Source organism: Achromobacter sp. FW305-C-13 (assembly GCF_058783475.1).
On the sequence record NZ_JBYSYN010000003.1, the window covers coordinates 242,886 to 269,826 of the forward strand.

Sequence of the window (26,941 nt, forward strand, 5' to 3'; positions counted from 1 at the left end):
GTTTCTGCTCGTCCGGCTGTGTTCATATGTTGCTCACCCTGTTTCTGTTTTTCCTGTCCGCGGCAGTGATTTACTTCGCCTGCGAATTCTTCGTCAATGGCGTTGAATGGGTCGGACACCGCTTCCATCTGGGCGCCACCGCCACCGGCACCGTGCTGGCCGCGTTCGGCACCGCATTGCCGGAAAGCGCGGTCACCTTCATGGCCGTCATGTTCGGCGACACCCCGGAGCAGAAAGACATCGGCGTCGGCGCGGCCATGGGCGGCCCCCTGGTGCTGGCGACCCTGGCGTACGCCGTAGTGGGCTTCGCCCTGTGGCGCGCGCGCCGGGGCCAGACGACGCAAGCCAACTGTATCAACGCGGACCAGCGCCGGCTGGCCCGCGACCAGGCCTGGTTCATGGGCATCTTCATCTTCAAGGTGGGCCTGGGCCTGCTGGCCTTCGCGTGGAAGCCCTGGCTGGGCATCCTGTTCCTGGCGACGTACGGCCTGTACATCAAGCGCGAACTGAGCCATGACGAGGAACGGACCGACAGCGAGGACCTCGAGCCGCTCAAGCTGCGCCCCCGCGATGAGGACCCGACCATGTTCTGGGCCGCGACGCAGACGATCCTGGCGCTGGTGGTCATCGCGGGCGCCTCGCACGTGTTCGTCAACCAGATCGAAGTGCTGGGAATTTTCATGGGCGCGTCGCCGCACGTGGCCGCCTTGCTGCTGGCGCCCGTCGCCACCGAATTGCCCGAAATCATGAATGCGCTGATCTGGGTGCGCCAAGGCAAGGAACGCCTGGCGCTGGCCAACATCTCGGGCGCGATGATGATCCAGGCCACCATCCCCAGCGCCTTGGGTATCTTCATGACGCCGTGGCTGCTGGATGCCCCCTTGCTGGCCGCGGGCCTGTTCACGATGCTGTCGATCGGCCTGCTGTGGCTGCGTTTCCGCCGCTCGGTGATGAGCGTGCCGGCGTTGTCGGCGGTGGGCGGCTTCTATGCCTTGTTTGCGGCATATCTGGGGTGGCACTTCTACGCCTGAGCCCGGACCCTGGTGCGAATTGCGGCGCAGGCTCGGCAGGGCCTGCGCCGCTTTTGCATTTTTTGGCGGTTTTCCGGGCAGTTAAGGCCCATAAACCTTGTCCATCAGTGGAAACCCGCGTAAACTTCCGTTGTTATCCATCCCAGGAGCAGTCTTCGTGAATACCGATTCCGGCGAAAGTAGTCGATCTTGCATCGACCTCGCTGTCTGACAGGAAACACGCAGAACTCCATCTGCCGCATCCTGTCATGCAGGTTGCGGCGTATCCCAAGCCTCGGGCGTAAGCCCCGGCAATAGCGCAGGCCTTCGGCTTGCCGGGAATCTCCCCAACGTAAACCGCCAGAACCGCCGCTTGCCGCAGCGCCAGCGTTCGTGCACGTCTTGTGTTCGTCCGTCATGCGCCGCGCAGTTGCGCTCGCGTACTCGCGATCACGCTCCCCATTCTTGCAATGGAGGTCGTTATGCGTTTCTTCGACTTGTTCCTACGCCGCGCTGGCGTGGACCGCGCCACCGCCCTGGGCCGCCGCCGCGGCACGTCGCGCTTGACGGTCATCTGTCCGCGCGACGAACTGGGCGCCTTGCGCAAGCAGATCTGCCTGGACTTCAGCGCCGCCGGCCTGGATGTCTCGCAAGTGCAGATCGACCAAGGCCAGGACCCGAGCATGGCGTCGGCTTGCATCACCGTCAATTGCCCCCCGGAACTGCGGGCGGAACTGATGTCGCAAGCGCGCCGCCTGAGCGCCAATCCCGCCGTGCGCCACGTGCATTTCGGCGCGCAAGCCGCCGCAATGGCCTGACGCCAGCGCCTATCCCCACAGGAGAGATCATGCCTAGTGCCTTAGACCCCGAACCTCGATCGCGCCAAGTGCATGGCGCCGGCATGCCTGTCTGACCTGTCATCTCCCTGCGAGCCGACCGGCCGGACAGTCATCCCGGTTCCGACGGACTCCGCAGCAAAGAATCTCCGGCCACGCCCCCAGAGGCCAACGGCGCCGGTTTCGATTCCCTAGCTAGCCCCCTTTCCGTTTTCCGCACCCGGCGCGACTTCGACGCGATCCGGACACCGGCAACTTTGCCCCGGTGCCTGCGCACGCCTGTACGCGGCGGATTGACGGCTTTCCCGCGAAAGCCGCGGCCCGCTGCTGCCCGCGCGCAGCCCGAGGGGCAGGCGCGCCCGTGTCTCCGACAACAACACCAAAAACCGGAGCACTCCGATGTTTACGTTCCTGAAATCGTTTTTTTCTTCCGCCGCCGGCCGACGGCGCGCAAGCCGCCACTTCCGGCGGTCCCCCATGCTTGAGCAAGGCGGCGATACCGTTGCGGCGTCCGCCGCTTCCGACACGTCGCGCCGCGCCAACCGCCGCATGCTCGACATGTCCCGCATGGGCCTGGATGCCTTGTTTTCGCTGCTGGGCAGCGGCCGGGGAGGCCTGTCTGAAGACCAGGCGCAGACCGCGCGCGAGCGCCACGGCGCCAACGAGGTCGACCATGAAAAGCCCCTGTCCTGGCCCGCCCACCTGTGGCTGTCCTACCGCAACCCGTTCAACCTTCTGTTGACCGCGCTTGCAGCCCTGTCGTGGCTGACCGATGTGTGGATGGCTGAACCGGACGACCAATCGTGGACGGCGGTCGTGATCATCGGATCGATGGTCGTGATTTCGACGGTGCTGCGCTTTGCGCAGGAACTCCGTTCGAACCGGGCGGCCGAGGCATTGAAGGCCATGGTGCAGAACACCGCCACCGTGCTGCGCAGCGGCCCGATGGCGTCAACCGGGGACGGCACCGGCCACCGCCCCTACGGCGCGCCCCTGCACGAGTCCGGCTCGCATCAGCTGGAAGTGCCGCTGGCGGAGCTGGTGCCGGGTGACGTGGTGCTGCTCTCCGCGGGCGACATGATTCCCGCCGATTGCCGCATCCTGAACGCCAAGGACCTCTTCATCGCGCAGGCTGCTCTGACGGGCGAATCGCTGCCGGTCGAAAAGCATGCTGTCCAGCGCGTGGAGACCGGCAATTCGCTCGAGCTGGAGAACATGGCCTTCATGGGGACCAATGTGGTCAGCGGCTCGGGCAGCGCGCTGGTCGTGGCGACGGGGGGCAACACGTATTTCGGCCAACTGGCAGGACGCGTCACCCAGGCCACCCGCGTGCCCACGCAGTTCCAGCAGGGCATCAACCGCGTCAGCTGGGTGCTGATCCGCTTCATGCTGGTCATGGCGCCGATCGTCATGCTGATCAACGGGTTCACCAAGGGCGACTGGCTGGAAGCGCTGCTCTTCGCGCTGGCCATCGCGGTGGGGCTGACCCCCGAGATGCTGCCGATGATCGTCACGGCCACGCTCGCCAAGGGCGCATTGCGCATGTCGGGCCGTAAAGTCGTCGTCAAGCGGCTGGATGCCATCCAGAACCTGGGCGCGATGAACGTGCTGTGCACCGACAAGACCGGCACGCTGACGCAGGACCGCATCGTGCTGGAGCGCCACACCGACGTCTACGGCACCACCAGCGACGATGTGCTGGCCTATGCCTACCTGAACAGCTACTACCAGACCGGCCTGAAGAACCTGCTGGACGTGGCGGTGCTGCAGCACGCCGAAGTGCAGCGTCGCCTGAACCTGGCGTCCCGCTACCGCAAGGTCGATGAGATCCCTTTCGACTTCTCGCGGCGCCGGATGTCGGTGGTGGTCAACGAGACCGAAAACGGCCGCGACCACCACGAACTGATCTGCAAGGGGGCGCTGGAAGAAATGCTGTCTGCCTGCACGCGGTTGCGTGTGGGCAGCGAGGTGCACCTGCTGACCGATTCGCGCCGAGCGGACATCCGCCGGGTGACGGCCGAGCTGAATCGCGATGGCCTGCGGGTGATCGCGGTGGGCGTCAAGGAAATGCCGCCCACGCAGGAGGTCTATGGCGTGGCGGATGAATCTGACCTGGTGCTGGTGGGCTATATCGCCTTCCTGGATCCTCCCAAGGAATCGACCGGCCCCGCGCTGGCGGCGTTGAAGGCCTCTGGCATCGAGGTCAAGGTGCTGACGGGCGACGTCGAGCTGGTCACGCAGAAAGTCTGCCGCGAAGTGGATTTCGAGGTGCGCAAAGTCTATCTGGGCGCCGAGATCGAGGCCATGAACGACACGCAGCTTGCCGCCGCCGTGCTCGAAGCGAATGTGTTCGCCCGGCTGACGCCCGCGCACAAGGAGCGCATCGTGCGCAGCCTGCGCGCGCAAGGCAACACAGTGGGTTTCATGGGAGACGGCATCAATGATGCGCCCGCTCTGCGCGCCGCCGACGTGGGTATTTCGGTGGATTCCGCGGTGGATATCTCGAAGGAGGCGGCCGACATCATCCTGTTGGAAAAGAGCCTGATGGTGCTGGAAGACGGCGTGATCGAAGGCCGCAAGACCTTCTGCAACATGCTCAAGTACCTGAAAATGACCGCCAGCTCGAATTTCGGCAACGTGTTTTCGGTATTGGTGGCCAGCGCCTTCCTGCCTTTCCTGCCGATGCTGCCCATTCACCTGCTGCTGCAGAATTTGATGTACGACATTTCCCAGACGGCGATTCCGTTCGACAATGTCGACGAAGAACTCCTGAAAAAGCCGCAGCAATGGGACCCGGACGGATTGGGTCGCTTCATGGTGTTCTTCGGTCCGATCAGCTCCCTCTTCGACATCGCCACCTATGCGCTCATGTGGTACGTGTTCCAGGCCAACGCGCCTGAGCATCAGACGCTGTTCCAGTCGGGCTGGTTCGTCGAAGGCTTGTTGTCGCAGACCTTGATCGTGCATATGATCCGCACCCGCAAGATTCCCTTCCTGCAAAGCCGTGCCGCATGGCCGTTGATGGCGATGACGCTCATGGTGGTGGTCATGGGGCTGATCCTGCCGTTCTCGCCGCTGGCTGAATACTTCCAGCTGCAAGCGTTGCCGTGGAGCTACTTCCCGTGGCTGGTGGGCATCTTGTTGAGCTACTGCGTCCTGACGCAACTGCTCAAGGGCATCTGGGTACGCCGCTACGGCTGGCAATAAGTCTGTGCATGCTGCGGCGGGCCGCAACGCCCGCCGCCATCGGGAGAAGAATATGAGAATCGCATTCTGTGCCGCCGCGGTGGCAGGCGGCTTGGGGCTGCCGCTGGCGGCGCTGGCCGCCGATGAGGGATACGGCGTGCACCTGTACGGCATCGTGGACGCCGGCGTGGCCGTGACGAGCGTGTCGGGGCAGGGCAGCCACAGCGGCCTGCTCAACGGCGGCCTGACGGATTCCCTTTGGGGCTTGCAGGGCGCCGAGGACCTGGGCGGAGGCTGGCATAGCCGTTTCCAGCTGGAAAGCGGCTTTAACCCGTCCAACGGCAACTCGGAGGAAGACGGCCGCTTGTTCAACTACGCGGCGTGGGTCGGGCTTGGCCACGACAGCGTGGGCGAAGTCCGGTTCGGGCGCCAGCACACGATCGGCCAGCTTTACGGGAACGCGCTGGAGATCGCCTCGTGGAAGGACATGGGCATGGGCGCCACCTTCAAGGCGTCCGACAATTTCCAGTTGAGCAATATGGTGAATGTCACTTCGCCTACCTGGAACGGGTTGCAGGCGGGCGTCGGCTATTCGTTCGATGCCGGGGACCAGGGCCAATTCCGCACGAATCAGAACAATCGCGCGCTGAGCATGGGCCTGAAGTTCGAAAGCGGGCCCTTGCTGGCCGTGGCCACGTGGGACCAGCTGCGGTTGGCCCAGGCGCCCGAAGGCAGCGGTGGGCGTCCCCAGGCGTTGCAGTTGGGGGCCTCGTACGATTTCGAAGTGCTCAAGCTGTCCGTGGCCTGGTCGCGCCAGAAGAACGGCTATGCGGGGCTGGACGGGGGCGATCCCGACGGCTTGGGGATGGGCTTGGGTCCGGCGCCTTTCGTGCGCGGCGGCACGGTCGACGCGTGGCTGGCGGGCGTCAGCGTACCCGTCGGCCCGGGTGCCATCCTTGTGCAATGGTCGCTGGCGCGGCCGAACTGGCATTGGGACAACGGTATGACGGCGCGCAATGCGCAGCTTGCGACCTTGGGTTATACCTACGCGTTGTCCCCGCGCACGACGCTATACGGATTTGCCGGTTACGCGTCGAACTACACGCTGGACAACCAGTTCGACCCCGACAATTCCCACACCACGCGTGTCGGCGCGGGCATTTCGCACCATTTCTGATCCCTCCGGGCCACCGGAGCACGGGCTGGCGGGGTCTACTACAATCGGCGGGGATGGCGCATCGCGCCCGTCCCGTCTTCCCCGATGTCTTCCGGATGGCCCGTATGGATAGTCTTGAATGGCTCATACCCTGGGAGTTCTCTCCCACTCTGGTCGCTTCCTTCGTGGTGGCGATTGTGCTGTTCGTGCGCGGCCAGCGGGTTCACCATGTGACGGGTGCGCGCCGCGTCTTCTTCTGGGCGGGCCTGGTGCTGCTGTACCTGTCGATGCATACGCGGGTGGACTACTACGCCGAGCGCATGTTCTTCATCCACCGCATCCAGCATCTGGTGCTGCACCATCTGGGGCCGCTGCTGGTGATGGCGGCGTTTCCGGGGCAGGTCATGCGGGCAGGGTTGCCCATGGCCTGGCGCGTCCGGCTGCGTGATTTTCTGCGCACGGGCACGGGCCGCGCCACCGTCGCGGTGCTGACCAACAAGATCTTCGTGCCGACGCTGTTCGTCTTCCTGGTACTGGTCTGGCTGATTCCGTCGGTGCAGTTCTATTCCATGCTGGACTGGCGCCTGTACCGGCTGATGAACTGGTCGGTCGTGATCAGCGGCTTCATGTACTGGAACCTGATCCTGGACCGCCGTCCCGCGCCCCCTGCGGCCATGACGCCGGGCGGCCGGGTCATCTCGCCCGTGCTGACGATGCTGCCGCAAATGGTGGCGGGCGCGGTCATCGCCTTCACCGAAAGCGACATCTATCCCTTGTTCGAGCTGTGCGGCCGCGCCATCGCGATGTCCGCCCAGACCGACCAGACCATCGGCGGCCTGACCATGTGGATACCGGCGGCGCTGGTGGAGGTGATCGGCTTGATGGTGGCGCTGGGCACCTTGATGCGCCTGTCAGGCAAGGGCCGCTTGCGCAAGGCCGACCGCGATGCCCGCGCACGGGCCAAGGCGCGCGCGGCGGCATCCGCCTAGCGCGGCCATGCGGCCTGCTTATTCCGGCAGCAGGCCGTGGTACTTCTTGCCCAGGGCTACGGTCGCCTGGAACATGCCCGCCTTGTTGCCGCAGTCGTAACGCACGCCGTCGAAGCGGTGCGCAAATACCGCACGTTCGCGCATCATCGAGGCAATGCCGTCGGTCAGCTGGATTTCATTGCCGGCGCCCATCTTGGTCGAGCGCAGGTGATCGAAAATGGCGGCTTCCAGCACGTAGCGGCCCACGACCGCCAGGGTGGACGGCGCAGCGTCGGGCTCGGGCTTTTCAACGATATGCGTGACGCGTTCGGTCCGGGCATCCAGCCGCGTATCGCCGCCGCGCGTGGCCACGATCCCGTACTTGCGGGTGTCGGCGCGCGGCACGTCCTGCACGCCCAGCACGCTGGCGTTCTGCGCCACGGCGATGTCCACCAGCTGCTTCATGGCGGGCGTGTCGGCGTCGATCAGGTCGTCGGCCAGCAGCACGGCAAAAGGCTCGTCGCCCACGGCGGGAGCGGCCGACAGCACGGCGTGGCCCAGGCCTAGCGGGGCCGATTGCCGGATGTAGAGGCAATTGACGTGCGCAGGTAGAATGCCCCGCACCATCGCCAGCAGCTCGTGCTTACCTTTGCTTTCCAGGTCGGATTCGAGCTCAGGCGCGGAGTCGAAGTGGTCTTCGATGGCGCGCTTGTTGCGGCCGGTCACAAAGATAAGGTCGGTGATGCCCGCGGCAACGGCCTCTTCCACGGCATATTGAATCAGCGGCTTGTCGACCACGGGCAGCATTTCCTTGGGCATCGCCTTGGTGGCGGGCAGGAAGCGGGTGCCCATGCCGGCGACAGGGAAAACGGCTTTACGGACGGGACGCATTGAGACCTCGTTTGGGGTATCGGTGAAACATTTTAAGCTCATCGCTATCATAGGCTTATGAACCGCAGGAAAATGCCATCCATTTGCTCTATTGCGAAACGGGGCGCGATTGCCGGACTGTGCGCCGCCTTGCTCGCCCCCTCCATCCCCGTTGCTGCCTGGGCGCAGCCGGTGGGCCTGCCCACGATGGGCGCCGCGTCCGCAGCCGATCTTTCACCCATGCTGGAACGCAGCCTGGGCGAAGCCATCATGTCGCAAGGCCGGCGCGACCCGACTTACGTCGACGACCCTGAACTCAGCCAGTATCTGACCACCATGGGCCGCAAGCTGGCGGCCTTTGCGCCTGGCGCGGTGCCGGAAGTAGAGATGTTCGGCGTGCGCGACCCCGAAATCAACGCCTTCGCCATGCCCGGCGGCTTTATCGGCATCAATACCGGCCTGATCGTCTCCTCGGGCAGCGAATCCGAGTTGGCTGCGGTGGTGGCCCACGAAATCGGCCACGTCGTGCAGCGCCACATCGCGCGCGGCATGACGCAGCAAAGCCAGAACGGCATGCTGATGCTGGCCAGCCTGGCCGGCGCGCTGCTGGCGGCCCTGGCGGGCGGAGGCGGCAACCTGGCGATGGGCGTGGCCGCCTTCGGCCAGGCCGCGGCCATCAACCGTCAGCTGGGTTTTTCCCGCGATGCGGAACGCGAGGCCGATCGTGCCGGCTTCCAGATGCTTACCAAGGCCGGGTACGACGCCGAAGGCATGTCGCAGATGTTCTCGCGGCTGATGAACGCCTCCCGCCTGAACGAAGGGGCAGGCGGCGGCTCATGGGCCAGTACCCACCCGCTGTCGATCGAGCGTATGTCCGATGTGCAGAACCGCGTGCGCTCGGTGCCGCCGACGCGCCACGTGGATTCGGACGATTTCTGGTACGTGCGCGCCAAGATGCGCGTGGTGCAGGGGCGCGATGCCGTCAGCTTGCGCTCGGCCGGCCAGCAGTTGCAGGACGAGGCACAGGCCTTGTCCGGCGTGCGCCAGTCGGCCGCGTATTACGGCCTGGCCCTGCAGGCCTTCCAGCGCAACAACCTGACCGAAGCCGACCGCCTGTGGAATCTGGCCACGGCAGGGGGGCGCAATTCCGCCCAGTTGGCCAAGCTCAGCGTCGATATCGCGCTGGCCCGCAAGGAGTATCCGCGCGCGCTTGAACTGGCGCAGTCGGCCACCAAGCGCTGGCCCGACCAGCGCGCACTGGGCATCGCCTACGCCCAGGCTCTGCAAAGCAACGGCCGCCACGCCGAGGCGCAGGACTATCTGCGTGCCAAGATCAAGCAGTGGGGCAGCGACGAGCCGAGCCTTTATCAGATGCTGGCGCAAAGCGAGGAGCGCAACGGCAAGCCGGTACAGGCCCGGCGCGATCTGGCGAGGTACTACCTCATGACCGGCGCATTCGCGGCGGCGGAATCGCAGTTGCAGCAGGCGCGCGGGCTGTCTACCGACTTCTACGAGCAATCGCAGATCGACGTGCAGATCAAGGAAGTGAAGGACAAGCTTGCCGAAGAGCGGCAACTGCTCGAGCGCTTCAAGTCGGGGTAAGGCGGCAGGGGGAATGCCCGGGGGCGCCCCCCGGGGATTTCCTACAGGCTGGTTTCGAAGAATCGGCCCAGGCGCTGGGGCAGCCAGTTCAGGTGCGCCGGGAAAGGGCCCGTGGGAAAGCCGGCATGCCCGCCGTCGGTGGGCTGATGCAGCAGGATGACGGGCGCGCATTCTTCCGGTTTGGGCAGCGACGCCGCCGGGATGAACGGGTCGTTGCGGGCGTTGAGCACCAGTGTCGGCACCGAGATCTTCGGCAGCCAGGGCTTGCTGGATGCGCGCGTCCAGTAATCCAGCGCATTGCGAAAACCATGCATTGGTGCGGTGTAGGTGTCATCGAATTCGCGCAGGTCGTGCGCGTGCGCAATGCGCATCACGTCGATGGACCCGGGAAAGCGGTGGGCCTTCTCCAGCACCTTGTGCTTGAGCGTCTTCAGGAAATGGGCCGAGTAGACGCGCCGGTTGAACATGCCGGTCGATAGCGTCTTGCCGCAGGCGACCAGATCCAGCGGCACGGAAACCCCCGCGGCGGCGGTCAGCCAGCCGGTGTCTTCCTGGTGTTCCCCCAGATACTTGAGCAGCGCGTTGCCGCCCAGCGAGACGCCCACGGCATGCCAACGCGCATGCGGAATGCGGCTGCGCACCGTTTCCAGCAGGAAACCCACCTCGGCGGAATCACCGGAGTAATAGGCGCGCGCCAGGCGGTTGGGTACGCCCGAGCAACCCCGGAAGTGCGCGATCACGACGATCCAGCCGCGCGCGCGGAAATAGTGTGCGACGGACTGGGCGTAGCGGCTGTTGCTGCCGCCTTCCAGCCCGTGGAACAGGATCAGCGCGGGCGTGTCGGGCGTTTGCGGCAGCGATTTCCAGTCCGCATCCGTCATCCACCGCGCCGCGGCGGTCTTGCCATTGGCGACCGGGCCTTGCCCGCTGACGGGCGCGCCGTCGGCAGCCTTGTGCGGGAACAGGCCCGGGCCGGTCCAGTCGAAGTCCACGAAATCGGTGTCCGGCGTTTCCACCCGGTCGCGCACGAACGCGATCCGGTGGTATTGCGCGAATACCGAGGCGTATACCGTCTGGGCATCGCCTCCGGGCAACCAGGAGGGAACGGGGCAGGGGGACGTATCTAGACGAGCAGCGGCCAACTAAAAATCCACCCGATTCAATGCAGCATGTCGGGTACGTCGTGCAAATCGAGCACCCCGGCTTCCGTGGGCGCCGGTGACGAATGGTGCATGACCATGCGCCAGCCGGTGGGGCCCTTGTGGTAGATGTTCGTGGCGTAGCAGTTTGCGAACTGCGTGCCTTCCCGCGTGCGCACCGCCACCTGCTCCACCAGCACGTGCACCGCGCACATCATGCTGAGCATGACCAGCGGGCGCAGCGGGCGGACGTGCAGCGGGCCATTGGCCAGCACCTGCTGCCAGGATTCGTTCACCGCCGAGTGGCCGACGATGCGGAGTCCGCCCGGGTGGATGCAGACGACTTCCTCGTCGTCGGCCCACACCTGCATCAGGCGGACGGTGTCCCCCAGTTCCAGGGCTTCGTAGAACGCGTGTTCGGCTTCTTCGGGGGTGGCAAACATGGCTGCGAGTGGCGGGTAGGCGTTGTGCGGCGGCTTAGTGGTGGCCGTGCAGCACGGTACCGGCTTTCAGACGGTACTCGGCGCCGCAGTAGGCGCAGCTGGCGGAGCCGGTACGGGCTACGTCCAGGAAGACGCGGGGGTGCATGCTCCAGAGCGGCGCCTTGGGGCCGGGACAGAACACGGGCAGGTCTTCAGCGCCGACCTCGATGACTTCGTGAGCGTGGGGGACGGCGGCCGGGGCAGCAGCGGTCATGGATATTCCTGAAAAAAGAACCGATAAACGGCAGGTTGGGGCAATGATGCGGCCCTGTCAGGGACAAGGCCACGCGAATCAGACTTTACTTAGCCAGTGATGGTACTTCGGGATGCGGCCATGCACCATGTCAAAAAATGCAATCTGCAACTTCTCGGTCACCGGGCCGCGCCGGCCTGCGCCGATCTGGCGGTTGTCGACTTCGCGGATCGGCGTGACTTCCGCGGCGGTGCCGGTGAAGAAGGCCTCGTCGGCGATGTAGACGTCGTCGCGCGTCAGGCGCTTGGTGACCACGCGCAACCCGAAATCGGCCGCCAGCGCATGGATGGTCGAGCGCGTGATGCCGGTCAGGGCGGAGGCGATCTCGGGTTCGCAGAGCACGCCGTCTTTCACGATGAACAGGTTTTCGCCGGAACCCTCGGCCACGAAGCCGTCGGTGTCCAGCAGCAGGGCCTCGTCGTAGCCGTCTTGCAGGGCTTCGGTATTGGCCAGGATGGAATTGGCGTACGTGGTGGCCACCTTGGCGCGCGGCATCGTGACGTTCACGTGCTGGCGGGCGAACGACGACACCTTCACGCGGATGCCTTGCGACAGGGCGTCTTCACCCAGGTATGCGCCCCACGGCCAGGCGGCGATCGCCACGTGGACGCGGGCGCCCTTGGGCGACACGCCCATCTTTTCCGGGCCGTAGAACACCAGCGGCCGCAGGTAGCCGGATTCCAGCTGGTTCCCGCGCACGACCATCCGCTGTGCTTCGTTGATCGTGTCGCGATCGAACGGCATGGGGATCTGGTAGATGTGCGCTGAATTGAACAGGCGGTTGGTGTGGTCTTCCAGGCGAAAGATGGCAGTGCCGATCTCGGACTTGTAGGCGCGCACGCCTTCGAAGACGGACAGGCCGTAGTGCAGGGAATGCGTCAGGACGTGCGTCGTCGCGTCTCGCCATGGGACGAGCTTGCCGTCATACCAGATGAAACCGTCGCGGTCAGCCATCGACATGGTCTTCTCCACACAGAGCGCCAGGACTGGCGCAGCGCGCCAGGCCCCAAGGGGTCAAGAATCTTGAGGCGCCTATTGTATCAAGCGGCGAGGTTACAATACCGGCCTGTCCGCGCACCGGCGTGGTGCCATTCGGCCCGCGCAACCCGTTAGAGTTCCCATGTCGTCCTGTCCGAATCGCCAGGGGTCAGCCGTTGTCCTCTGAATCCGCGCTTCCCGAAATCCGCCAGGAACGCCTGGCCGCATTCCGCGCCGGTATCCATGCCATCGTGCCGGCCCTGATCGCCACGGCGACCTGGGGCCTGGTGACCGGGGTGGCCATGGTCAAGTCCGGTTTGACCGAGACCATGGCGCTGGCCATGACCCTGCTGCTCTACGCGGGGTCCGCCCAACTGACGTCGTTGCCGCTGATCGCCACGGGCGCGCCGCTGTGGCTGATTTTCGCCGCCGGCTGCGTCGTGAACCTGCGCTTCATCATCTTCGGCGCGGCGCTCCATCCCTATTTCCGCCACATGTCCTGGCCCAAGCGGCTGGGACTGGGCTACTTCACGACCGACATGGGTTTCGTGCTGTTCATGCCGCGCTACGGCGATTCGGCCGAACGGGGCACCCGCGAGCAACTGTGGTTCTTCCTGGGCACGATCGTGCCCGGCTGGCTGGTCTGGCAGTCGTCCTCGATCGTGGGCATCTACCTGGGCGCGATGGTGCCCACGAACTGGTCGCTGGACTTCGCCGCGGTGCTGGCGCTGCTGGCGATCACCGTGCCGCTGGCCAGTTCCAAGCCGATGCTGGTGTCCATGTTGGCGGCGGGCGTCGTGGCCTGGGTAGGGCAGGTGCTGCCGCTGCGCCTGGGGCTGGCGGCGGCCGTCATCGCCGGCGTTGCCGCCGGCATGTGGGCTGAACGTTTCTTCAAGGCGCGTCCATGACCCTCTGGCCCTCCGAGCTCTACGTCTATTCCGCCATCCTGCTGCTGGCCTTGTGCAGCGTGCTGACGCGCGCCGGCTTCATGCTGTTCGGCGACTACATTCCCCTGCCGGACGGCGTGCGCCGCGCCTTGCGCTACGCCCCCGCCGCCGCGCTGACTGCCATCGTCGTCCCGGACCTGCTACCCTGGAAGGCAGGCCTGGGGCCGGTCTTCGACTACAAATTGGTGGCCGGCGTCGTCGCCATCCTGGTGTTCCTGCGCACCCGCAGCGCGGTCCTGGTGATCGTCGTGGGCATGGTGGTGTTGTGGGGCCTGCGCTGGTTGGCAGGTTGACGTCCGCAATTCGGCCATAAATAGTCCACCAGGTGGACATACACGCAGTTTGAGCGTGTGGTAAGGCGCCTGCGCTAAAATTAAGTTATCCACAGCAATCCGGGCCTGGTACTGCCCTCATAAGTATCGAATCCAGAATGCGCCTACTGGCCTGCAAGGCAGGGTGCCGATTGTCCGCGAAGCCGAAAGCGCTTTGCGGCGATTTGCGTGCCGTCGCGTTGCGGCCCCACGTATTCGGATTGCCCCGATGCATATGTAGTGCAGTGCATGTAGCACTCTCGTTTTGTTCTTTTTCACTGGTCCCGGTATCTGCCAAACCCTGATGACTGAATCCACTCAATCCGTAGCACCCACCGCTGACGCGCCCGCGCCGACGTTCGCCGATTTCGGGCTGCACCCCCTGTTGCTGCAGTCCATCGCCGAAACCGGCTACACGATCCCCACGCCCATCCAGGCCCAAGCCATCCCCGTCGTGGTGGAAGGGCGCGATGTCATGGGCGCCGCGCAAACCGGCACCGGCAAGACGGCCGCGTTCACGCTGCCCATCCTGCACCGGCTGATGCCCCTGGCCAACGCCAGCGCGTCGCCCGCGCGGCATCCGGTGCGTGCGCTGATCCTCACGCCCACGCGTGAACTGGCCGACCAGGTGTACGAAAGCGTCAAGCGCTACAGCAAGCAGACGCCGCTGCGTTCGGCCGTGGTGTTCGGCGGTGTGGATATCGGTCCGCAAAAGGAAGCGCTGCGCCGCGGTTGCGAAGTGCTGGTGGCCACGCCCGGCCGCTTGCTGGACCACGTCGAACAAAAGAACGTGAACCTGAGCCAGGTCGGCATCCTGGTGCTGGACGAAGCGGACCGCATGCTGGACATGGGCTTCCTGCCCGACCTGGAACGCATCATCCGCCTGCTGCCCACGCAGCGCCAAGGCCTGCTGTTCTCGGCCACGTTCAGCAACGAAATCCGCAAGCTCGGCCGTTCGTACCTGAACCACCCAGTTGAAATCGAAGTCGCGGCGCGCAACGCCACCGCCACGACGATCACGCAGATCGCCTACAAGATGTCCGGCGACGCCAAGCGCGCCGCCGTCGTGCATCTGGTGAAGTCGCGCGGCCTGAAGCAGGTCATCGTGTTCTCGAACACCAAGATCGGCACGGCGCGCCTGGCGCGCGAACTGGAACGCGACGGCGTCAAGGCCGAATCGATCCACGGCGACAAGACGCAGGCCGACCGCATGAAGGCGCTGGAAGCCTTCAAGGCCGGTGAACTGGAAGTGCTGGTGGCCACCGATGTGGCTGCCCGCGGCCTGGACGTGGCCGGCGTGCCTTGCGTCATCAATTACGACCTGCCCTACAACGCCGAAGACTATGTGCACCGCATTGGCCGTACCGGCCGCGCGGGCGCGTCGGGCGAAGCCATCGCCCTGTTCACGCCGGACGAAGAGCGCTTCCTGCTCGACATCGAAAAGCTGATCAAGCGCGAAGTGCCGCGCGGCACCCTCGACCTGCCGGCCGACGCCGTGGCGCGCAGCCACCGCCGCAGCGACGAGCGCAGCGGTTCGTCCTCGCGCGAAGGCCGTGAATCCAGCCGCGACAGCCGTGGCGACCGGGGTGACCGTGGCCGTTCGTCGGATCGCCGCTCGGGCTATACGTCCGGCAGTTCGCGCCAGCCGGTCGACGATTTCTTCCTGAAGCCCTACGAGCCGTCGGCGTCTTCCTCGACGGCCGAAGAGCCGGCGCCCAGCAACAACACCAATGGCAACTCGTCCTCGGCGCCCAAGCGCCAGGTGGCGGTGCTGCTGGGCGGTTCGCGCAAGAACTGATTGCCTTCGGGCCTGAAAATGCCCGACGATAAAAAAAACCCGCAACGCTGGAAGGCTTGCGGGTTTTTTATCGCGGGTTTTCTCTTGCGGGCTGCGGGCTCAGGCCGCCAGCAACTTCGGCAGATCCGGCAGTTCCGTGGCAACAGCCGGGCTATTCGCATCCACGCTTTCCAGCAGCCGCTCCAGGTGCCCGATATGCGGCAGCATGGGGCCGTAGAACACGACGCGGTTGCCGATCTGCACCAAGAGGGTGGGAAAGTTCTCGACGTCTTCGTCGCCCAGCAGTTCCGCATGGTCTTCGATGTCGATCCAGGCGAAGACATGCTGCGGCAGCGTAGCGGCCAGCGCCTGCAGCTTGGGCTTGTATTGCTCGCAGGTGTCGCACCAGGCCGCGCAGAAACAGGCCACCAGCCAGGTGTCGGGGGTTGCGCCAAGCCGCGCGCGCAGGGCGGCAAGGTCAGTGCCGGGTACGAGTAGAGACATGTGAGCAGATGAAGGCGTGTTTGACTATCATACCTGGGATGTCCACCCCCTTTTTCCGCTCCCATGACTGCTTTGCGCACTGATTCCCCCCGCCCCGGCAACGGCCGCTTGACCGCCGCAGGGGCCGGCGCCGTCAGCGTGGGCCAGGCGTTCAAGCGCGCGCTCGTCTCCCAGTGCCACCCGAGCATGCTGTTCGCGGTGCTGCTGCCGTTCCTGATCGCACTCATCGGCGCCTTCTTGCTGCTGTATCTGTTCTGGACGCCGCTGAACGAATGGCTGGCCGCCGAGGCGGCGCGCTGGGACTTCGTGAACCGCGCCGAGGACTGGATGCTTGCGATGGGGCTGTTCTCGCTCAAGATCTATCTGGTCCCGATCATCGCGGTGGCCATCCTGCTGCCCGTGTCGGGCATCCTGGGCCTGGCGATCGCGGCCGTCTTCGTCATGCCGCTGGTGCTGCGCCACGTGGGGCAGCGCGAGTACGCCGGCGTGACGCGGCAAGGCAGGAACGCCACCGCGGTCAGCGTGTGGAATGCCGTCTGGGTGTCGGCGGCATTTGCCGCCGGCTGGCTGCTGACGCTGCCGCTGTGGCTGGTGCCGCCCATGGCCATCGTGCTGTCGATCTTCTGGTGGGCGTTCGCGTTCTCGCGCATGATGCGCGTGGACGCCATCGTCGAACACGCCAGCCCGGAGGAACGCAAGCTGATCCTGGAACGCAATAACGGCGGCTTCTGGACTATCGGCCTGATCTGTTCGCTCTTGAATTTGTTGCCGCCCGCGTGGATTATCCTGCCGGTGTTCTCGGCGCTGGTCTATGCGCATTACGGACTGGACGCGTTGAAGCGCTTGCGCGAGGACCGCGTCATCGACGCCTGACCGGCGTCTTCCCCTCTTACCCTTTGGAATCGGACATGGCCGCAGAATCCGCCGCCCGCCGCATCGGCCTCATCATCGTCGGGGATGAAATCCTCTCGGGCCGCCGTCAAGACAAGCATTTCTCGAAAGTCGTCGAGCTCCTGAGCGCGCGCGGCATGCAACTGGGCTGGGCCGAAGTGCTGCCCGACGATCGCGATACGCTGGTGGCGGCCTATCGGCGCAGCTTCGCCAGCGGCGACGTGGTGCTGTCCTGCGGCGGCATCGGCGGGACGCCCGACGACCACACCCGCCAGGCCGCCGCCGCGGCGCTGGGCCTGCCGCTGGCCTTGCACCCCGAAGCCGAAGCGGCGATCGCGCTGCGTACCGCCGAAATGGCAGCCAAAGGGCAGGGCACGGCCGACATGAGCGCGCCCGAAAACCAGCAGCGGCTGCAGATGGGCATGTTCCCCGAAGGCTGCGAGATCGTTCCGAATCCGTACAACCGCATTCCGGGCTTCTTCATCCAGGACCACACGTTCGTGCCGGGCTTCCCGGTCATGGCGTGGCCGATGCTGGAATGGACGCTGGACACCCGTTATCGTGCACTGCAGCATGTGCGCGCCCACGTCGAGCATTCCTTCCTGGTATTCAGCATGCCCGAATCGCGCATCACACCGGCCATGATCACTGTGGAAACCCGGTGGCCGGACGTGCGGGCGTTCAGCCTGCCCAGCGTCGGAGAAGCCGGCGGCACCCCGCATATCGAGCTGGGCGTCAAGGGCGAACCTGCCGCTGCCGCAGAGGCACTCGAGTTCTTGCGGGCCGAAGTGTTGCGCCTGGGCGGAAAGTTGGCACCACCGGCCGCCAACTGACGCCGATCGGCAATAAACGGGTGCGGACCCCGTTTATTGCTGAAAAACCCATTGCCAAATGGCGCGGTAAATTTCACAATACGGGAAAGAACTGTTTGCTGCGTTGCCGCAAGGCCGGTTTTTTTCGGCGGTGCGGTGCGAGCCCTAACCTTCCCCTATGCCCCGTCTTTCGCCCCCCCGCAATCCCCTGGACGCCGAAACCGAAGGCGCTCCCGCCCATCCCATCGCGATCCAGGTGATCGAGCGCGCCATGCGCCTTCTGGATGCCCTGGCCGCCCAGCAGGACCCGGTCACGCTCAAGGAATTGTCGGCGACCACCGGCCTGCATGCTTCCACGGCGCACCGCATCCTGAACGACCTCGTCGTGGGCCGCTACGTCGAACGCGTCGATAACGGCCTGTACCAGCTGGGCATGCGTCTGCTGGAACTGGGTTCGCTGGTGAAAGGGCGCCTGAACGTGCGTGAAGCGGCCATTTCGGCGATGCGCTCGCTGCATAAGCTGACGGGGCAGACCATCAACCTGTCGGTCCAGCAGGGCGACGAGATCGTCTACATCGACCGCGCCTGGAGCGAACGTTCGGGCATGCAGGTGGTGCGCGCCATCGGCGGCCGCGCGCCCTTGCACCTGACCTCTACCGGCAAGCTTTTCCTGTCCACCGGCGACACGCGCCAGGTGCGCGCCTATGCGTTGCGCACCGGCCTGGCCGGCCACACGCGCAACAGCCTGACCGACCTGGACCGCCTGGAGCGCGAGCTGGCCCTGGTGCGCCGCCATGGTTATGCGCGCGATAACGAAGAGCTGGAGCTTGGCGTGCGGTGCATCGCCGCCGGCATTTTCGACGACACCGGCAAGCTGGTGGCGGGACTGTCGATTTCGGCCCCGGCCGAACGCCTGCAGGACGACTGGATCAAAGCCTTGGTCGATACCGCGGCCAGTATTTCCGAAGCCTTGGGCTACGAACCGTCCGTGTCCACCGGTTTCAACGGCTTGGGGATGGCGGCGGAAGCACTGCGCCCGTAGGATGGGTGAAGCGCGAAAGGCCAGTTCCATGAAATGTAGGCCTGGAGCGCGCGCAACCCATCAAGCGGCGCCCGCGCCATCCCGAAAAAAAGCCCCTTGAATACTCAAGGGGCTTTTTCTTTTTCTTATGCCAGCGGCGTTATTGCTGTTCGACGCCAGCCTTCTTGAACAGCTCGGCCCACTGGGGCACTTGCTGCTTGACCTTGGCGTCCAGCGCTTGCGGGTTCGCTTCGGTGGTCAGCACGGTGGCGCCCAGCTGTTTCATGCGGTCCTGGAACTTGGGGTCGGCCAGACCCGTCTGCAGGCTCTTGATCAGCTTGTCCACGACGGGCTTGGGCGTGCCCTTCGGCACCCACATCCCGTGCCAGATGCCCACGTCAAAGCCCTTGTAGCCGGACTCGTCCATGGTGGGCAGGTTGGGCAGCGTGGGAACGCGCTTCAGGCTGGTCACGGCGTAGGCCTTGACCTTGCCGCTTTCGATCTGCTGCGTGGTGTTGGTGGTCTGGTCGCAGAGCAGGTCCACCTGCTTGCCCAGCAGGTCGTTCATGGCAGGCGCAGTGCCCTTGTAGGGGATCGTCAGCAGTTGTACGCCCAGCGCTTCGACCAGCATGGTGCCGCACAGATGGCTGGCGGCGCCGATGCCGGCGTTGGCCAGCGAGACCTTGTCCTTGTTCTGTTTGACGTATTCGGCCAGTTCCTTGATGTTGTTGGGCGGGAAGTCCGAGCGCGCGATGATGGTCATGGGCACGTCGACGACCAGGCCGATGGGCTCAAAGCTCTTGTACGGGTCGTAGCCGGGGTTCTTGTACAGAGACGGCGCGGTGGAGAAGCCGGCGTGCATCAGCAGGATGGAATAGCCGTCCGGCTGGGCGCGGGCGACTTGCGTCGTGCCGATGGTGCCGCCGGCACCCCCCTTGTTTTCGACCACAACCGTCTGGCCCAGACTCGGCCGCATGGCTTCCGCCAGCGAGCGGGCGACGTTGTCGGTCGGGCCGCCTGCAGCGAATGGCACCACCATATTGATGGGGCGCTCCGGATATTCCGCGTGGGCGGCGCCGGCCGCGAGCATGGCGCTGGCCGCGAGCAGGGCCGAAAGCGTGCGGGGAATTAGGGTCATGAAGTCTCCAATTGCAGGGTTTTGCTTGCTGCGATTTAGTTTTGACCGCTGACTTTTGATTTGTATTTGTCTGTCATCAGCGTGAAAGCAGTTTAGAAAAGAATTGATACGCCGTCATGTCCGGTATTTCCCGAATCATGGGAAATTCTTGAGCAGGATCAAAGTCGTGCAGGGGCGTGCACCGTTAAAGTGCAAATACTTGTTGCGTTGCACAAAAACTGCTTGACAAGAAATCCTGCCAGTCTAGAATGTGAATTGTGCAGTGCATCAAACGGGCCGGCGGTAGCTTGTAGTACCAGTTTCCGCGCACGTTTTTATTTTTCGTCGCAGACAACCATCCTGACTTGCCGGAAGCTTCCGGCTACCCACAAAGGAGCATCCTATGAGCGCAATTCCGCAACAAGTTCTGGACCGTCAAAAGGCCAGCATCAACACTTTCGTGGCCGCCCAGTCCGCCGTTTTCGCTGGCTTTGAAAAGCTGGTCGAGCTGAACCTGAAGGTCGTTCGCGCCACCCTGGACGAAGTCGCCCAGCGTTCGCAACAAGCCGCCGAAGTGAAGGACCCGCAAGAAGCCGCGGCGTTCGCCTCCGGTCTGCTGCAGCCGGGCGCTGAAAAGGCCATGGCTTACACCAAGCACGTGTATGACATCGTTGCCGGCGTCCAAGGCAGCCTGGTCAAGCTGACCGAGGAACAGATCGCCGAAGGCCAGCAACAGCTGAGCGAAGCCGTCGACCAGTTCTCGAAGAACGCCCCGGCTGGCTCGGAAAGCGCCGTTGCCCTGTTCAAGTCCTCGCTGGCCACCGCGACCAGCGCCTACGATTCCGTCACCAAGGCCGCCAAGCAGGCTGCTGAAGTCGCCGAATCGAACCTGAATGCCGCCGCCAACGCGACCTTCAAGGCTGCAACGGATGCCGCCGATGCCGCCACCAAGGTTGCCAACCGCAGCCGTCGCAGCGCCTAAGTCTCTGACGCGCGATGCTGCGTAAATCGCAGTAATGTAGTACTGTTGAGTGACAGAGCAGAGCTGGAATTAGGGCCACCCACCGGGTGGCCCCTTTTTTTTGTGTGGCCGCTTTGACGAAAAAGCGCCCGGTAGGAGGCCCTTAGGGGCCCTTAGGGGGTTTTTAGGGGGCAGCCACAAGCTTTATTTTTTGGCCACCGCGCGCACGCATTCCGCCACCAGCGCGGGGCCGCGATAGATCAGGCCGGTGTACAGCTGCACGGCATCGGCGCCGGCGGCCATTTTTTCGCGGGCCTGCTGGCCCGACAGCACGCCGCCCACGCCGATGATGGCCAGGCTGTTGCCCAGCTGTTCCTTCAGGCGGCGGATCACCTTCAATGACAGTTCATGCACCGGCGCGCCCGACAGGCCGCCGGCTTCGTCTGCGTGCGCCTGGCCCGCGACCGAATCGCGCGACAGCGTGGTGTTGGTGGCGATGACGCCGTCGATGCCATGGCGCGGCAGCGTGTCGGCGATCGCGTCGATCTGCTCTTGTGTCAGGTCGGGGGCGATCTTCACCGCCATCGGCACGCGGCGCTGGTGCTGATCTTCCAGCGCCCGGCGCTTGTCCGCCAATTGCGCCAGCAGCGCCGACAGTTCGTCGCCGCTTTGCAGCGCGCGCAGGTTCTTGGTGTTGGGCGATGAGATATTCACCGTCACGTAGTCGGCATGGGGGTACACGCCTTCCAGGCCGATCAGATAGTCGTCGGCCGCGCGCTCGATGGGCGTATCGGCGTTCTTGCCGATGTTCAGGCCCAGGATGCCGCCTTGCTTGCGCCACTGGCTGCGCTGCACATTGGCCAGGAACGCGTCCAGGCCCTGGTTGTTGAAGCCCAGCCGGTTGATGAGCGCGTTGGCGCGCGGCAGGCGGAACATGCGCGGCTTCGGGTTGCCGGGTTGCGCGCGCGGGGTGACCGTGCCGACTTCGATGAAACCAAACCCCAGATTGCCCAGCGCGTCGATATAGGCGCCGTTTTTGTCCAGGCCTGCCGCCAGCCCGATCGGGTTGGCCAGCTGCATGCCCATCAGCGTGCTGGGCGCCTTGGGCTGCGCGTGCATCAGCTTGCGCGTGGCGCCGCACTCGTAGGCGCGTTGCAGCCCCGACAGCGTGACTTCGTGGGCGGTTTCCGCGTCCATGGCGAACAGCGCCGGGCGGGCCAGGGGATAGGCGTGGAAGAGGATAGACATGGGGCGGAATTGTAGAGCGAATTTCGCCAGCCTTGCGGCCAGGGCCGAGGGCTTGCAGGCACGCGGGCGGAAGAAATCAGGGGGACGGAACGACCCGGTCGCGCCATTCGCCGTCGGACAGGAATTGCGCGGGGTGAAAACTGGATTTATAGGACATCTTGCGACTGTCCTCGATCCAGTAGCCCAGGTACAGCCAGGGCAGGTTCAGGTTGCGGCACTGCTCGATCTGCCACAGGATGCTGTAGGTGCCCAGGCTGCCTTCGATATCGGGATCGTAGAAGGTATAGACCGACGACAAGCCATCATCCAGCACGTCGATGATGGACACCATCATCAGCACCCCATCGGGGTCGCGGAATTCCACCAGGCGCGTATTCACGCGGCTGGTGAGCAGGAACTGCGCATACTGGGTGCGGCTGTCTTCGTCCATGCCGCCGCCCGGATGCCGGCCCTGTTGATAACGCGTATACAGCCGGTAATGTTCGGGCGACCACGCCAGTTCGGCCACGAAGGACTGCAGGTTCTGGTGGTCGCGCCAGGCGCGGCGCTGGCTGCGGTTGGGCGCAAACCCGGCGGTATCCACGCGCACCGGCACACAGGCCTGGCAGTTGTCGCAATGGGGGCGGTAGGTGAACAGCCCGCTACGGCGAAAGCCTTGCTCGACCAGCTGCGAGTACGTGCCCGCGTTAATCAGATGGCCGGGCGCGGCGACCTGCGACCGAGCCTGTCGACCCGGCAGGTAGCTGCAAGGGTAGGGAGCGGTTGCGTAGAACTGCAGCGTGGAGAAGGGAAGTTCTTTGAGCTGGCTCATGGGGAATGACGCATCGCGACGGCAAGTCCGCGACGTGATGCCTACATATTAACGCCTAAGTTGGCGTCGGATGCGGCATCGGGCAACAGGCGTCCACCGCTGTCCAGGATGCCCCGCGTCCACGGGATGGGCGCGTCTGCCGTCGCCTGGCGCACGTGCTGCAGAAAGCGGGTCCGCGCGATGGGCCGGGCGCCCAGGCTGGCCAGGTGCCGCGTCTGCTGCTGGCAATCGATGCATTGCACGCCATGGCTGCTCAGGTAGCGCACCAGGTAGGCCAGCGCGATCTTCGACGCGTTGGGCACGCGGGTGAACATGGATTCACCGAAGAACATGCGCCCCAGGCTGATGCCGTACAGGCCGCCGGCAAGCTCGCCATCGATCCAGGTTTCGATGCTGTGCACATACCCGGCCTGGTGCCAGCCCGCGTAGGCCTGCTGCATGGCGCTGGTGATCCAGGTGCCGGGCTGGCCATCGCGCGGGGCGGCGCAGTGCGCCATCACCTGAGGGAAGACGGTGTCCACGCGCACCTGCACCCGGGGCGAAGCGTCGTGTTCCTGGCTGGCGATCTGGCGCAGCAGCTTGCGCAGTGAATGCGAAGGGGAAAAATCCTTCACTGCCAGCACCATGCGGGGATCGGGACTCCACCACAGCACGGGCTCGCCTTCCGAATACCAAGGGAAGATGCCGTTGGAGTAGGCCTGGATCAGGCGCTCCTGGGACAAGTCCGCCCCTGCCGCCAGCAGGCCATCGGGATCCGTCAGTGCGAATTCGGCTGGTGGAAACGGGGTGTCGGCGGCAAGCCAGGGCAGCTTCAACGGTGCGATTCGAGGGTGTAGTGGTGGGGGGCGAAGACGCCTTGCTTGCGGTCTTCAAAGTAGTGCCGCAGCGTCGTGGCGACCGTACGGAACGCCAGATCGTCCCAGGGGATTTCGGCTTCGTCGTACCAGCGGGCTTCCAGGCTTTCGGGGCCGGGATCCAGTTCGGGGCCCAAGGCCTGGGCCAGGTAGAACACGTGCACCTGGTCGATCTGGGGCAGGTCGATCAAGGTGTAGAGCTCGCCCAGCTGGATGCGCGCGCCGGATTCCTCCAGCGTTTCGCGGGCCGCGCCCTGCGCGGTGCTCTCGCCCAGCTCCATGAAGCCGGCGGGCAGCGTCCAGGTGTTGTAGCGCGGCTCGATCGCGCGCCGGCAAAGCAGGATGCGGTTTTCCCAGACCGGGACCGTGCCGACCACCAGGCGCGGATTCTGGTAGTGGATCGCGCCGCAGTGATCGCAGATGTCGCGTTCACGGTTGTCGCCTTCCGGCACCCGGCGATTGACGGGCGTGCCGCACTGGCTGCAAAAAAGCGAACGGCGGGGGGCGGGGAAGTATTCGATGGACGGTTTCGCGGTCATGGGTAGGATTCTAACGGCTGCGGCGGGCAGTGGCGCGCCGCCCCGGGGCGGCAGGCGCCGGGACGCCGAAGCGCGCTTCCAGGTGTTCGACGAAAGACCGCACCTTGGGCGACAGGAAGCGCCGGTGGGGATAGATGGCGTACATGGAGATCGGGGTGTGTGCGTAGTCGGCCAGCAGCGTCACGAGCCGCCCGGCACGGATATCGTCGCCCACCAGGAATTCAGGCTGCAGGATGACCCCGTGCCCCGCCAGCGAGGCGGTGCGCAGCACGTCGCCGTTATTGGCGCGCAGCGCCGCATTCACGCGGACCAGATGTGTCACCCCATCTTTCTCGAAATGCCATTCATTGCCGGTGCTGGCGTAGGCGTAGTGCAGGCAGCGGTGCTGCTTCAGGTCTTCGGGCGTCTTGGGCGTGCCGTGGCGCTTCAGGTAGGCGGGCGCGGCGCAGACCCGCAATTGCTGCGGCGCCAGGGGGCGGGCCACCAGCGAAGAATCCAATAGCGGGCCGATGCGCACCGCCACGTCATAGCCGTCCTCGACCAGGTCGACGACCCGGTCATTCAAGTCCAGGTCAATGACGACGTCGGGATAGCGCTGCAAATATTCGGCAATGGCGGGGCCCAGGTGCAGGATGCCGAACGACACCGGTGCACTGACCCGCAGGCGGCCGCTGGGGCGTTGCCCTTCGGCCTGCAGCGACAGCTCCAGGTCGGCCACTTCGGCCAGGATGGGGCGCACGCGGTCATAGAAGGCGCGCCCGGCGTCGGTCATGCTGAGCTTGCGCGTGGTGCGGTTCAACAGGCGCACCCCGTACTTCTGTTCCAGATAGGCGATCTGCCGGGTCACGACGGACCGGGCTTGGCCCATCTTGTCGGCGGCAGCCGCGAATGAGCCCAGTTCCACGACCTTGGCGAAGGTCTGCATGGCGGTATGGGTGTCCAAGATTGTTTCCTAACGGGGAACAATAATTTGCAATTCTGCATGTTTATCTTTGTTTTTGGAATCGCAAGAATAGCGCCCAAGATGAATCTTCCCGTATCGGGCGATTCCTGAACCGCTCAAGGAGAGCCCAATGATTGATACCCGTACCGCGCCCTACGCCGCGCTGTTGCTGCGTGTCGCCCTCGGCGTCATGTTCCTGGCCCACGGCCTGACCAAGTTGCTGGTGTTCACGCTGCCTGGCACCGCGCAGTTCTTCGCCAAGATCGGCTTTGCCGGTTGGCTGGCCTACCCGGTCACGTTCTTCGAAGTTGCCGCGGGCGCGCTGCTGATCCTGGGCATCGTGCCGCGCTGGGTGGCTGCCATTGCCGTGGTGCAGTTGTTCGTGGCGTCTACCGTCCACTTCGGCAATGGCTGGGGCTTCAGCAATGCGGGCGGCGGCTGGGAATACCCGATCTTCCTGACCGTGGGCGCCGCCGTGCTGGCGTTGCTGGGCGACGGCAAATTTGCGCTGGTCAAAAGCGGCCGCGGCTGATCGCTGCGCGCACCAGACTGTCTACCGAGGCGGTCATGGTTGACGGGGCGGCCGGCTCATAGAATGAGCCGGCCGCCCTTTTTCATTCAGGAGTCTTGATGATTGTTTCGATGCGATTGATCCGACGCGCCGCGGGCGCCTTGCTGCTGGCCGCCGTCTTATCGCCCGTCGCCCAGGCAAGTCCCGAGCAAGAAGCCGCCAACAAGGCCGCGGTGCTGGCCTTCTACGAAAAGGGGCTGAACCAGAAGGATGCGGACGCGGCGCTGAAGTATGTGGGCGACCGCTACGTGCAGCACAACCCGAACGCGGCCGACGGCCCCGAAGGCTTCCGCAAGTTCGTCGCCTTCCTGCGCGACAAATTCCCCCAGTCACATAGCGAGATCAAGCGTGTCTTCACGGATGGCGATTACGTGATCCTGCATGTGCACGCGGTGCGCGAACCGGGCACGCGCGGCAATGCCATCATCGATATCTTCCGGCTTGAGCAAGGCAAGATCGTCGAGCATTGGGATGCGGTGCAGCCCATTCCGGAGCAGTCCGCCAACACCAACGGCATGTTTTGATCTTGGGTGTCGATCCGGCTTGGCCGGATCAGTCTTGCGTCGCGCGGGGATTGGGATCGAATCCCAGTGCCTGCGCAACGGCATTCCGGGCTATCGCTTGCAGCGGCGCGGCCGGGTAGGCGTCGGGCCATGACGCCTGAATTACGTGACCGGTGGGCAGGTCGGCCAGCGCGTCAAGCAAGGGCGCGCCGGTATCCGACACCAGCTTTTCCAGCAACGCGGGCAGGTCCCGGTCCAGCACGATCGCGCCGCCTGCCGGCGTCATCGCATACAGTTGGCCGGCATCATCCAGCCACCATCCGCTGATGGATTCGACCGGCTCATTCGTGTGGGTGAGCAGGCGGCGGCTGTCGTCGCTCAGGCGCAAGACGAACGGGGCGGCGTCCAGGCGCAGGAAGACGCGCTGCGGCCCGTTCTGGAAGAACCAGCGGCCCGAGTCGTCGTGTTCATAGTTGCGGCTGATGAAATCCAGGATCTGGCTGTTGGTGATGGATTCGCCCTCGCCGCCTTGTGCAGCCTGGCCTTGCGGGTGCAGGCGCCAGCGGCCGCGGCCGTCCAGCGACAGCCATCCGAATACCGCTGGCACATCGGGCCAGCGGGCGATTGCGTCCTTCACCGATTGATCCATGT

Annotated in this window: 28 protein-coding genes; 15 read left to right on the plus strand and 13 right to left on the minus strand. The window is 64.9% G+C overall.

All coding sequences use genetic code 11. The annotated features are described in order from the left end of the window. The first annotated feature begins 26 nt into the window (after nt 1-26). The 5 genes from AC3WMU_RS20035 to AC3WMU_RS20055 all read left to right on the plus strand — a co-directional run bounded on the left by AC3WMU_RS20035 (nt 27) and on the right by AC3WMU_RS20055 (nt 7,177). Nucleotides 27-1,031, plus strand: coding sequence for a sodium:calcium antiporter (locus AC3WMU_RS20035; protein ID WP_006226457.1), 1,005 nt, complete (start codon nt 27-29; stop codon nt 1,029-1,031). A 461-nt stretch (nt 1,032-1,492) separates the two neighbouring features. Next, a complete protein-coding gene (locus AC3WMU_RS20040; RefSeq protein ID WP_006226458.1) occupies nt 1,493-1,828 on the plus strand; it encodes a hypothetical protein in 336 nt (111 codons plus the stop codon). A 417-nt stretch (nt 1,829-2,245) separates the two neighbouring features. After that, the gene (gene mgtA, locus AC3WMU_RS20045) at nt 2,246-5,053 is read left to right on the plus strand and encodes a magnesium-translocating P-type ATPase (RefSeq protein WP_424625451.1); all 2,808 of its coding nucleotides are present in this window, start codon (nt 2,246-2,248) and stop codon (nt 5,051-5,053) included. 52 nt (nt 5,054-5,105) lie between these two features. Then, nucleotides 5,106-6,209: a porin gene (locus AC3WMU_RS20050; protein ID WP_492282872.1), complete on the plus strand. Its 1,104-nt coding sequence runs from the start codon at nt 5,106-5,108 to the stop codon at nt 6,207-6,209. A gap of 95 nt (nt 6,210-6,304) precedes the next feature. After that, nucleotides 6,305-7,177 carry a cytochrome c oxidase assembly protein gene (locus tag AC3WMU_RS20055; RefSeq protein ID WP_085946990.1) on the plus strand — a complete coding sequence of 291 codons (873 nt, stop codon included), beginning with the start codon at nt 6,305-6,307 and terminating at the stop codon, nt 7,175-7,177. Nucleotides 7,178-7,195: 18 nt separating this feature from the next. Here AC3WMU_RS20055 and galU read toward each other — a convergent pair whose 3' ends face one another. After that, the gene (gene galU, locus AC3WMU_RS20060) at nt 7,196-8,047 is read right to left on the minus strand and encodes a UTP--glucose-1-phosphate uridylyltransferase GalU (protein WP_006227684.1); all 852 of its coding nucleotides are present in this window, start codon (nt 8,045-8,047) and stop codon (nt 7,196-7,198) included. 57 nt (nt 8,048-8,104) lie between these two features. Between galU and AC3WMU_RS20065 the strand changes: the two genes are divergently transcribed. Next, a complete protein-coding gene (locus AC3WMU_RS20065) occupies nt 8,105-9,628 on the plus strand; it encodes a M48 family metalloprotease (RefSeq protein ID WP_341767833.1) in 1,524 nt (507 codons plus the stop codon). 41 nt (nt 9,629-9,669) lie between these two features. Here the strand turns inward: AC3WMU_RS20065 and AC3WMU_RS20070 are convergent, their stop codons facing one another. The 4 genes from AC3WMU_RS20070 to AC3WMU_RS20085 all read right to left on the minus strand — a co-directional run bounded on the left by AC3WMU_RS20070 (nt 9,670) and on the right by AC3WMU_RS20085 (nt 12,462). Further along, complete coding sequence (locus AC3WMU_RS20070) at nt 9,670-10,770, minus strand: YheT family hydrolase (protein WP_006227686.1); 1,101 nt, start codon at nt 10,768-10,770, stop codon at nt 9,670-9,672. 17 nt (nt 10,771-10,787) lie between these two features. Then, a complete protein-coding gene (locus tag AC3WMU_RS20075; protein ID WP_006227687.1) occupies nt 10,788-11,210 on the minus strand; it encodes a YybH family protein in 423 nt (140 codons plus the stop codon). Nucleotides 11,211-11,244: 34 nt separating this feature from the next. Continuing rightward, a complete protein-coding gene (locus tag AC3WMU_RS20080) occupies nt 11,245-11,463 on the minus strand; it encodes a zinc-finger domain-containing protein (protein WP_006227688.1) in 219 nt (72 codons plus the stop codon). Nucleotides 11,464-11,541: 78 nt separating this feature from the next. Next, a complete protein-coding gene (locus AC3WMU_RS20085; RefSeq protein WP_492282873.1) occupies nt 11,542-12,462 on the minus strand; it encodes a branched-chain amino acid transaminase in 921 nt (306 codons plus the stop codon). A 194-nt stretch (nt 12,463-12,656) separates the two neighbouring features. Between AC3WMU_RS20085 and AC3WMU_RS20090 the strand changes: the two genes are divergently transcribed. From AC3WMU_RS20090 to AC3WMU_RS20100, 3 genes are all read left to right on the plus strand, one after another. Next, on the plus strand, nt 12,657-13,388 hold the full coding sequence (locus tag AC3WMU_RS20090; RefSeq protein ID WP_006227690.1) for an AzlC family ABC transporter permease: 732 nt from the start codon (nt 12,657-12,659) through the stop codon (nt 13,386-13,388). Further along, complete coding sequence (locus tag AC3WMU_RS20095; protein ID WP_006227691.1) at nt 13,385-13,720, plus strand: AzlD domain-containing protein; 336 nt, start codon at nt 13,385-13,387, stop codon at nt 13,718-13,720. Before AC3WMU_RS20090 ends, AC3WMU_RS20095 begins: the two co-directional genes overlap by 4 nt. Nucleotides 13,721-14,042: 322 nt before the next feature. Next, entirely contained in the window at nt 14,043-15,536 is a 1,494-nt protein-coding gene (locus AC3WMU_RS20100) for a DEAD/DEAH box helicase (RefSeq protein WP_006227692.1), read from the plus strand. Between the two features lie 99 nt (nt 15,537-15,635). Here the strand turns inward: AC3WMU_RS20100 and AC3WMU_RS20105 are convergent, their stop codons facing one another. Then, a complete protein-coding gene (locus AC3WMU_RS20105; RefSeq protein WP_006227693.1) occupies nt 15,636-16,019 on the minus strand; it encodes a thioredoxin family protein in 384 nt (127 codons plus the stop codon). Between the two features lie 63 nt (nt 16,020-16,082). On the opposite strand from AC3WMU_RS20105, the gene AC3WMU_RS20110 reads away from it, so the two are divergent. The 3 genes from AC3WMU_RS20110 to AC3WMU_RS20120 all read left to right on the plus strand — a co-directional run bounded on the left by AC3WMU_RS20110 (nt 16,083) and on the right by AC3WMU_RS20120 (nt 18,764). Continuing rightward, on the plus strand, nt 16,083-16,892 hold the full coding sequence (locus tag AC3WMU_RS20110; protein ID WP_492282874.1) for an EI24 domain-containing protein: 810 nt from the start codon (nt 16,083-16,085) through the stop codon (nt 16,890-16,892). A 35-nt stretch (nt 16,893-16,927) separates the two neighbouring features. After that, the gene (locus AC3WMU_RS20115; RefSeq protein ID WP_006227695.1) at nt 16,928-17,743 is read left to right on the plus strand and encodes a competence/damage-inducible protein A; all 816 of its coding nucleotides are present in this window, start codon (nt 16,928-16,930) and stop codon (nt 17,741-17,743) included. Nucleotides 17,744-17,900: 157 nt separating this feature from the next. Then, a complete protein-coding gene (locus AC3WMU_RS20120; protein WP_006227696.1) occupies nt 17,901-18,764 on the plus strand; it encodes an IclR family transcriptional regulator in 864 nt (287 codons plus the stop codon). Nucleotides 18,765-18,903: 139 nt separating this feature from the next. Here the strand turns inward: AC3WMU_RS20120 and AC3WMU_RS20125 are convergent, their stop codons facing one another. Beyond that, a complete protein-coding gene (locus tag AC3WMU_RS20125; protein ID WP_006227697.1) occupies nt 18,904-19,881 on the minus strand; it encodes a tripartite tricarboxylate transporter substrate binding protein BugD in 978 nt (325 codons plus the stop codon). Nucleotides 19,882-20,263: 382 nt separating this feature from the next. Here AC3WMU_RS20125 and phaP point away from each other — a divergent pair, with 382 nt between their 5' ends. Beyond that, nucleotides 20,264-20,842 (plus strand): TIGR01841 family phasin, encoded by a 579-nt coding sequence (gene phaP, locus AC3WMU_RS20130; RefSeq protein WP_006227698.1) that lies wholly within the window; start codon nt 20,264-20,266, stop codon nt 20,840-20,842. 183 nt (nt 20,843-21,025) lie between these two features. On the opposite strand, the gene AC3WMU_RS20135 is transcribed toward phaP, so the two are convergent. From AC3WMU_RS20135 to AC3WMU_RS20155, 5 genes are all read right to left on the minus strand, one after another. Beyond that, a complete protein-coding gene (locus AC3WMU_RS20135) occupies nt 21,026-22,069 on the minus strand; it encodes a quinone-dependent dihydroorotate dehydrogenase (RefSeq protein WP_088587759.1) in 1,044 nt (347 codons plus the stop codon). 76 nt (nt 22,070-22,145) lie between these two features. Then, nucleotides 22,146-22,880 (minus strand): arginyltransferase, encoded by a 735-nt coding sequence (locus AC3WMU_RS20140; protein WP_006227701.1) that lies wholly within the window; start codon nt 22,878-22,880, stop codon nt 22,146-22,148. Between the two features lie 41 nt (nt 22,881-22,921). Next, nucleotides 22,922-23,695, minus strand: a complete 774-nt coding sequence (gene aat, locus AC3WMU_RS20145; RefSeq protein ID WP_006227702.1) for a leucyl/phenylalanyl-tRNA--protein transferase — start codon at nt 23,693-23,695, stop codon at nt 22,922-22,924. Further along, nucleotides 23,692-24,273, minus strand: a complete 582-nt coding sequence (locus AC3WMU_RS20150; RefSeq protein WP_006227704.1) for an NUDIX hydrolase — start codon at nt 24,271-24,273, stop codon at nt 23,692-23,694. Before AC3WMU_RS20150 ends, aat begins: the two co-directional genes overlap by 4 nt. Nucleotides 24,274-24,283: 10 nt before the next feature. Then, a complete protein-coding gene (locus tag AC3WMU_RS20155) occupies nt 24,284-25,216 on the minus strand; it encodes a LysR family transcriptional regulator (protein WP_006227705.1) in 933 nt (310 codons plus the stop codon). A 130-nt stretch (nt 25,217-25,346) separates the two neighbouring features. Between AC3WMU_RS20155 and AC3WMU_RS20160 the strand changes: the two genes are divergently transcribed. Continuing rightward, the gene (locus AC3WMU_RS20160) at nt 25,347-25,748 is read left to right on the plus strand and encodes a DoxX family protein (RefSeq protein WP_006227706.1); all 402 of its coding nucleotides are present in this window, start codon (nt 25,347-25,349) and stop codon (nt 25,746-25,748) included. Between the two features lie 110 nt (nt 25,749-25,858). Further along, nucleotides 25,859-26,311, plus strand: coding sequence for a nuclear transport factor 2 family protein (locus AC3WMU_RS20165; protein ID WP_035214199.1), 453 nt, complete (start codon nt 25,859-25,861; stop codon nt 26,309-26,311). A gap of 28 nt (nt 26,312-26,339) precedes the next feature. On the opposite strand, the gene AC3WMU_RS20170 is transcribed toward AC3WMU_RS20165, so the two are convergent. Next, the gene (locus AC3WMU_RS20170) at nt 26,340-26,939 is read right to left on the minus strand and encodes a DUF2946 family protein (protein WP_492282875.1); all 600 of its coding nucleotides are present in this window, start codon (nt 26,937-26,939) and stop codon (nt 26,340-26,342) included. Between the last annotated feature and the right edge of the window lie 2 nt (nt 26,940-26,941).